This window comes from Microbacterium sp. 22242 (assembly GCF_052045495.1).
GTDB lineage: Bacteria > Actinomycetota > Actinomycetes > Actinomycetales > Microbacteriaceae > Microbacterium.
Genome location: NZ_JBQEOZ010000014.1, coordinates 87,432 through 95,042, shown reverse-complemented (window position 1 = coordinate 95,042; position 7,611 = coordinate 87,432). Strand labels below are relative to the sequence as shown.

General features: G+C 72.6%; 6 protein-coding genes and 1 pseudogene. 4 read left to right on the top strand and 3 right to left on the bottom strand.

What is annotated here, in order from left to right; all coding sequences use genetic code 11:
• Together ACTJJZ_RS14620 and ACTJJZ_RS14615 are read right to left on the bottom strand one after the other, a co-directional pair.
• Nucleotides 1-752 (bottom strand): annotated as a pseudogene (locus ACTJJZ_RS14620) (hypothetical protein); the annotation flags it as partial.
• 75 nt (nt 753-827) lie between these two features.
• The gene (locus tag ACTJJZ_RS14615; protein WP_440721915.1) at nt 828-1,799 is read right to left on the bottom strand and encodes a hypothetical protein; all 972 of its coding nucleotides are present in this window, start codon (nt 1,797-1,799) and stop codon (nt 828-830) included.
• Nucleotides 1,800-2,050: 251 nt separating this feature from the next.
• Here ACTJJZ_RS14615 and ACTJJZ_RS14610 point away from each other — a divergent pair, with 251 nt between their 5' ends.
• The 3 genes from ACTJJZ_RS14610 (at nt 2,051) to ACTJJZ_RS14600 (ending at nt 6,022) form a co-directional block, all read left to right on the top strand.
• On the top strand, nt 2,051-3,337 hold the full coding sequence (locus ACTJJZ_RS14610; RefSeq protein WP_440721914.1) for a SufS family cysteine desulfurase: 1,287 nt from the start codon (nt 2,051-2,053) through the stop codon (nt 3,335-3,337).
• Nucleotides 3,334-3,801: a Fe-S cluster assembly sulfur transfer protein SufU gene (gene sufU / locus ACTJJZ_RS14605; RefSeq protein WP_440721913.1), complete on the top strand. Its 468-nt coding sequence runs from the start codon at nt 3,334-3,336 to the stop codon at nt 3,799-3,801. The genes ACTJJZ_RS14610 and sufU overlap by 4 nt, the downstream gene beginning before the upstream one ends.
• A gap of 85 nt (nt 3,802-3,886) precedes the next feature.
• On the top strand, nt 3,887-6,022 hold the full coding sequence (locus ACTJJZ_RS14600) for a heavy metal translocating P-type ATPase (protein WP_440721912.1): 2,136 nt from the start codon (nt 3,887-3,889) through the stop codon (nt 6,020-6,022).
• 19 nt (nt 6,023-6,041) lie between these two features.
• Here ACTJJZ_RS14600 and ACTJJZ_RS14595 read toward each other — a convergent pair whose 3' ends face one another.
• On the bottom strand, nt 6,042-7,232 hold the full coding sequence (locus tag ACTJJZ_RS14595) for an MFS transporter (RefSeq protein WP_440721911.1): 1,191 nt from the start codon (nt 7,230-7,232) through the stop codon (nt 6,042-6,044).
• Nucleotides 7,233-7,403: 171 nt separating this feature from the next.
• Here ACTJJZ_RS14595 and ACTJJZ_RS14590 point away from each other — a divergent pair.
• On the top strand, nt 7,404-7,611 hold a 208-nt coding region (locus ACTJJZ_RS14590), incomplete at its 3' end, for a heavy-metal-associated domain-containing protein (RefSeq protein WP_440721910.1).

The window sequence follows — 7,611 nt, the reverse complement described above, 5'->3', positions numbered from 1 at the left end:
TTGACGGTGTCGCCGACGTTCGGCAGACCCGGCAGCGACGGCAGACCCGGCAGGGACGGCACACCCGGCAGGGACGGCACACCCGGGAGGCCCGGGGTCCCACCGTTGCCCGGAAGGCCCGGGCCACCGGGAACCGACGGCACACCGGAAAGGCTTCCGGTGACTCCGTCGAGCGTGGCGTCGGCGCCGCTGGTTGCCGCGTGGGTCACGCGGTCGACCGTGGTGCTGACTCCGCTGCCCGCCGCATCGGTGACGCCGCTGACCGTGTCAGATGCTCCGTCGGCGGCGGCGTGGGTGACGCCGTTGACGGTGTCGGTCACGCCGCTCGTCGCCGCATCGGTGACGTTGCTGACAGTGTCCGCGGCTCCGTCGGTGACCGCGTCGACGGCCTGGCTGACAGTGCTGGTGACGTTGCTGACGGGCGGGACGGACGGGACGCCCGGGTCGGTGCCTCCGACCGGCGGGACTGCTCCGCCGGCGGTGCCGAGCGTGTCGTTGACGAGCTTGCTCACGTCCTGCGTCACCTGCGGGATGCCGCCGGTGCTTCCACCTCCCTGGCCCGGGTTCTGCGACTGATCGCAGGCCCCGGCCACGAGGTTCGTGACGGTGTTGAGAGTGCTGCTGACGACGTTGCAGCCGCAGTCGGTGCCATTGGGTGGCGCCTCTGCGGCATTCGCCGCCGTCGCGCTGGCGAGAGTGATCCCGCCCGCGATGAGCGTGCCCCAGAGAGCACGCTTGACGATGCGATTCATGTTCTCTTTCCTTCTGATCTGGGGGTGCGCGAATGCGCGTTGACACGTGCCGTCCTGAAGACGGTCGTGACCCGATCAGTCGGGAGAGGAGTCGTGGTCCGCGACCGGCGAGACCGGCAGGCGGTCGTCGAGGGCGGATCCGTGACGTGCTGCGAGCAGGCGGTCGCCTGCGGAAGACGAGGAGAGGGCGCCGATGGGCCCGGCGTGTCCGCCGCCGCTGCCGGTCGCGGAGCTGCTGCCCGGTGCCGACATCATGTCGAACGCCCGCAGCCCGCCCGGGGACTGCGCGGGCGCGGCCGGGGCGCCGCTGACAGCGGTCGCGCGGGTGCTGGCGGGGTCGCTGCCGTGGCGGACGACGGCGGAGAGCGACCCTTCGTCGACGGGCCAGGCGGAGAAGAGCCCAGGCACGCGGAGGTCGGCGGCCGCGGTCGCGGTGGTCGAGCCGGACGTCGCGACGGGAATCGGCAGGACGGAAGGCTCGGTGGTCGGCGACGTGGCACTGCTCGGCGGATCCGCCGGGGTCGGGACCAGCACGGAGGGAACCTTCACAGTGGAGATGATCGTGTCGATCGTCCCCGTGGCGGTGCCCACGGTGCCGGTCACGGCGCCGAGAGTGCGGTCGACCGACGTGGTCACGGGCGTCAAGGCGGACGACACGGTGTTCACGGTCGAGGACACGGTGTTCACGGTCGCCGGAACGTCGTCCAGCACGGCGGTCACCGGCGCGAGCACCGGCGCGACGGAGTCTGTCGTCGCGCTGACGGTGGTGATCGTGGTGTCGGCGACCTGCGCGACCGTCTGCACGGCGGCGGCCACCGGCTGCACCACCTGCTCCACGGGAGCCGCGAGCGAGGGGAGCGTGACGGGAGCGGGCGCCGGTGCCGACTCGACCGGGTTCGAGGCCGCTGGAGCGCTCGGGAGTACGTTCTCCGCGGCCTGGACCGTACTGCTGACGGTGCTCGTCAGCGAGCCGAGCAGGCTGGGCGGAGGCGGCGGGGTCTCGGCGGCCTGAGCGGATCCGGATCCCAGAGCGATCGACAGAGCCACCCAGCCGAGAGCGACGCACGCGCCGGTGATCGCGGCAGGGATGAAACCCCGTAGCCTCCGCGATCGACGTGACATGGCAACCCCCCGATATACCGTCCTCACCGCACAAGGTATGCCCCAGCTGGGAATCTGTCTATAGCGGACGGCGGATTGTTTCCGCGGCGGCACCGGCACGTCATTCGACGGGCTCGGCCACTCGCGGGTGCCGTGGTTCGGATCCACCCCGCCCCCCGCTGACGTAGCGTGGTCATGTGAGTTCCTCCGCCCTCGATGTCGCCGCTGTCCGCGCGGACTTCCCCCTGCTCTCCGAGTCGGTGAACGGGGTCCCCCTCGCGTACCTCGACTCGGCCGCGACGAGCCAGAAGCCGCGCGTCGTGCTCGAGGCGGAGCGCGATTTCCTGGAGCGCTCGAACGCGGCCGTGCACCGCGGCGCGCACACCCTCGCCGCCGAGGCGACGGAGCTCTACGAGGACGCCAGGGCCGCCGTCGCGGGGTTCGTCGGCGCCGATCCCGACGACCTGGTCTGGACCCACGGCGCGACAGAAGGACTCAACCTCGTCGCATATGCGCTCGGCAACGCGACCGCCGGCCGCGGCGCGCCGGCCAGCGCCCGCTTCGCGCTGAAGCCGGGCGATGAGCTGGCGGTGACCGAGGCGGAGCACCACGCGAACATCGTCCCCTGGCAGGAGCTCGCTGCTCGCACCGGTGCGAACCTCCGGGTGATCCGGATCCGCGACGACGGATCCCTCGACCTCGACCACGCCGCGGAGGTGATCGGATCCCGCACCCGCGTCGTCGCGTTCACGCACGCGTCGAACGTGCTCGGGATCGTGAACCCGGTCGCCGAGATCGTCGCGCTCGCGCACGAGGTCGGCGCGCTGACCGTGCTCGACGCCTGCCAGACCGCGCCGCATCTGCCGCTCGATCTGCCCTCGCTCGGCATCGACCTCGCCGTCTTCTCCGGCCACAAGATGCAGGGGCCCTACGGGGTCGGCGGGCTCTACGGCCGTCGCGAGGTGCTCGAGTCGCTGCCGCCGTTCCTCACCGGCGGCTCCATGATCACGCGCGTCACGTTCGAGCGCACCGAGTTCCTGCCGCCGCCGCAGCGATTCGAGGCGGGCACGCAGCCGGTGTCGCAGGCGATCGCGCTCGCGGCCGCCGTCCGCTACCTCGACGGTCTCGGCATGGCCGCGGTGCATGCCCACGAGAACGCCCTCGAGCGGCGGATGCGCGAGGGTCTCGCCGCGATCGACGGGGTGCGGCTGCTCGGAGCAGCCGAGGGCGCGGAGCGGGTCGCGCTGCAGGCGTTCGTCGTGGACGGCGTGCACGCGCACGACGTCGGCCAGCTCCTCGACGCCCGCGGCGTCGCCGTGCGCGTCGGGCATCACTGCGCGGAGCCCGTGCACGCGCGCCTCGGCGTGACCGCCTCGGTGCGCGCCTCCGCCGCCCTCTACAACACCGAGGACGACGTCGACCGTCTGCTCGACGCGGTCGCCGGCGTGCGTGCGTTCTTCGGCGTGCAGGGGTCTGCGGCATGAGCGGCCTCGACGACCTGTACCAGGAGCTGATCCTGGACCACTCCAAGCGCCCGCACGGCAAGGGCCTGCTCGGCGCGGACCCGTCGACGGGCTCAGGGGCCGATTCCCATGTGGCCGACTCGCACCAGCGCAACCCGATCTGCGGAGACGAGATCACCCTGCGGGCCCGCCTGACGGACGACGGCGAACGGATCGCCGAGGTGAGCTGGGAGGGATCCGGCTGCTCGATCTCGCAGGCCTCGGCCTCGATGCTCACCGAGCTCATCGTGGGGAAGGATCGCGCGGAGGCGGCGGAGCTGATCGACGGCTTCCGGGAGGCGCTGCGCTCCCGCGGTGCGGTCGAACTCGACGAGGACGTCTACGGCGACGCTGCAGCCCTGACCGGCGTGAGCCGCTACGTCGCCCGGGTGAAGTGCGCGATGCTCGGCTGGGTCGCCCTCGAGGACGCCCTGCGCCGAGCCTGAGGATCCGATTTCCCTCGAAGGCACAGGGAATACCCCCCGGGGGTATCAGGTTGCACCCGACGTCCGAGACGAAGGGGCGACCGCCATGACCGATCCGCACGCACACCACGACGCTCACCGGGATGCGACCGTGCTTCCGGAGCAGGAGCGCCACGCCGGGATGGACCACGCGCACACGGACCACGGCGCGCATCACGCCGCCATGGACCACGGCGACCACGCCGGCCACGGGACCCACGCCGGTCACGGCGACCACGTGGCCCGGTTCCGGCGGCTGTTCTGGATCAACCTGATCATCGCCGTTCCGGTCGTCGGGCTCTCGCCGATGTTCGCGATGATCCTCGGCTACCCGGTGCCGGGCTGGGCCGCCTTCGTCGCGCCCGTCCTCGGCACCGTCATGTACGTGTGGGGCGGATGGCCGTTCCTGACCGGCGCGATCGGGGAGCTGCACGCGCGCACCCCCGGGATGATGCTGCTGATCGGGCTGGCGATCACGGTGGCCTTCTTCGCCTCCTGGGGCGCGACGCTCGGGCTGCTGGATCACCAGCTCGAGTTCTGGTGGGAGCTGGCGCTGCTGATCGTGATCATGCTGCTCGGGCACTGGATCGAGATGCGCTCGCTCGCGCAGACCACCTCGGCTCTCGACTCCCTCGCCGCCCTTCTGCCCGATGAGGCCGAGCGGGTGGAGGGCGATCACACCGTGAAGGTCGCCCCCTCCGAGCTGCAGGTCGGCGACGTCGTGCTGGTGCGGCCCGGCGGCAGCGTCCCCGCGGACGGGACGGTGGTCGACGGCCGCGCCGACATGGACGAGTCGATGGTCACCGGAGAGTCCCGTCCGGTCGCGCGCGGAGTCGGCGACGCCGTCACCGCCGGAACGGTCGCGACCGACTCGGGACTTCGGGTGGAGGTCACCGCTGCCGGAGACGACACCGCGCTGGCCGGCATCCAGCGACTGGTGACCGAGGCGCAGAACTCGAGTTCGCGCGCGCAGCGGATCGCGGATCGGGCCGCGGCGGAGCTGTTCTGGTTCGCGCTCGGCGCCGCGGGGATCACCGCCGTCGTATGGGCGCTGGCGGGCCTGCCGGACGACGCGGTCGTGCGGGCCATCACCGTGCTGGTCATCGCGTGCCCGCACGCGCTGGGGCTGGCGATCCCGCTCGTCGTGTCGATCGCGACCGAGCGCGCCGCGAAGGGCGGTGTGCTCGTCAAGGACCGTCTCGCGCTGGAGAGCATGCGGACCGTGGACGTCGTCGTCTTCGACAAGACCGGCACCCTCACCAAGGGCGAGCCCACCGTGACGGCCGTGCAGGCGATCGACGCCCTGGACGCGGATCGGCTGCTCGCGCTCGCCGCAGCCGCGGAAGCGGACAGCGAGCATCCCCTCGCCCGGGCCATCGTGCGCGCCGCGAAGGACAAGAACCTCACCGTCGCCACGGCCACCGGTTTCACGTCGTCTCCGGCGGTCGGCGTCAGGGCGACCGTCGACGGCCACGAGGTGCGGGTCGGCGGCCCTCGTCTGCTCGCCGAGCTGGGCGCGGCCGAGGTCGAGGAGGCGGAGAGGTGGCGGAGCGAGGGCGCGATCATCCTGCACGTCGTCTCGGACCGGAAGGTGGTCGGCGGGTTGAAGCTCGCCGACGAGGTCCGTCCGGAATCGCGGGAGGCCGTCGACGCGCTGCACAGGATCGGCGTCGAGGTCGTCATGATCACCGGCGACGCGCCGGCGGTCGCGCACGCGGTCGGCGACCAGCTGGGCATCGACCGGGTCTTCGCGGGGGTGCGGCCGGAGGACAAGTCCGCCGAGGTCGCCGCGCGGCAGCGCGAGGGCAAGAAGGTCGCGATGGTCGGCGACGGCGTCAACGACGCCCCCGCGCTCGCCCAGGCCGACGTCGGCATCGCGATCGGCGCAGGGACCGACGTCGCGATCGCCTCGGCCGGGGTCATCCTGGCCGGCTCCGACCCGCGTTCGGTGCTGTCGGTCATCGAGCTGTCCCGGGCCTCGTACCGCAAGATGACCCAGGACCTGTGGTGGGCGGCCGGCTACAACCTGATCTCGGTGCCGCTCGCCGCCGGCGCGCTCGCGCCGATCGGGTTCGTGCTGCCGATGTCGGTCGGCGCGATCCTGATGTCCCTGTCCACGATGGTGGTCGCGCTCAACGCGCAGCTGCTGCGCGGACTCGACCTCCGCCCCGAGGCGAGCGCGCGGGCGATCCTGGATCGGTGACCCGTCCGCGGAGCGGCAGCTACTCCGACCCGGGTGCTGTCGTGTCGCGGAGTGCGACGGCGCCGGTGGCGGCGATCGCGGCGATGACGACGGCCAGCGCGCCGAGGCCGAGAGGGAGCGCGGCGGCTGCGGCGATGGCTCCGACCAGCAGCGGACCGCCGGCGTCGCCCAGCTCACGGCCCAGTTCGGCGTTGCCCATCGTGCGCCCCATGCGCTCGTGGGGCGTGGAGTCGGCGAGGTGCGCGAACGCCAGGGGCGTGGCGATCCCGATCCCCACCCCGACGAGCAGCGCGGCGGCGTACAGGACGATCGGCGAGGGGAACAGCGCCAGGGCGGCGATCCCGACGGCGATCCCGAGCAGTCCTGCCGTGCTGCCGGAGCGCGTGCGGATCCGCCCGGCGTCGCGGAGCCTGCCGGCGACGGGCTGGGTGAGGGTGGACGCGAGCGCGAGGACCGTGACCGCGGCCATGCTGCCGGCCGTGCCGAGTCCGAGCGTCCTGCCGAGCAGCGGGAGGAAGCCGACCGAGACGCCGAGCGCGCCGGTGCCGGCGGCCAGCACCAGGGTCGGGATCAGGAACCCGGGCTCGACGGTCTGCACGACCAGATCCCGGAGCGTGTAACGCCGTCGGGGCAGCACCGGCAGGGCCGGCACGAACACGGCGACGAGGACCGCGGTGACCAGGGCCAGCAGGGTGAGGGCGAGGAACAGGCCGCGGAACCCGTCGAGCAGGATCAGGCCCGCCCCGATGAGCGGGCCGAGCGCGTAGCCGAGCCCCTTCCACGACCCGTAACGGCCGAAGTGGCGCCCGGCGGTCCCCGGCGGGGCGAGCCGGGCGACCGCCGCCGAGGAGGCGGGGGAGAACGCCGAGGCGGCGACGCCCTGTCCGAACCGCGCGACCCCCAGCCAGAGCGGCGTCGCCGTGAAGATCCCGGCCGCGGATGCGAGAGCGAAGAGCGCGAGGCCGCCGAGGATCACCGGCTTGGCCCCGATGCGATCGCTCAGGGAGCCGAAGATCGGCTTCAGGAACACCTCGGCGACGTCGTACAGCGCGAGGATCACGCCGAAGGCGAGCAGGTTCAACCCGATGTCCTCGGATTCGGCACCGAGCGCTGCGGCGATCCCGTGCGCCCCGAACGCGGTGGTGAAGCCGGCGAGGTAGAGCGGCGCGACCGCCGCGCGGGCGGGGGAGCGCGTCGTCTGCTCGGACATCGGGATCCGTTCGATCGGCTGTCGGGCGTCGGTGCGCCGGAGCAGCGACGCGGGGCCAGCGTAGTCGTCGCAGGGAAGGTTCGATCCCCCAGGGCCCGGGAATACCCCAGGGGGGTATATGGTTGATAGAGACATCGGCCCCAGGACGGGGCATCGGACGAAGGAGACAGGATGACCATCACGGAATACCGGGTGACCGGGATGAGCTGCGGCCACTGCGAGGCGTCGGTGCGCCGGGAGGTCGGCACGATCGCCGGCGTGCAGGACATCGACGTCAGCGCGGCCACGGGGAAGCTCGTCGTGACCTCGGCGGCGGAGATCGACGACGCGGCCGTGCTCGCGGCCGTCGGCGAAGCCGGATACGCGGCGAACCGCGCCT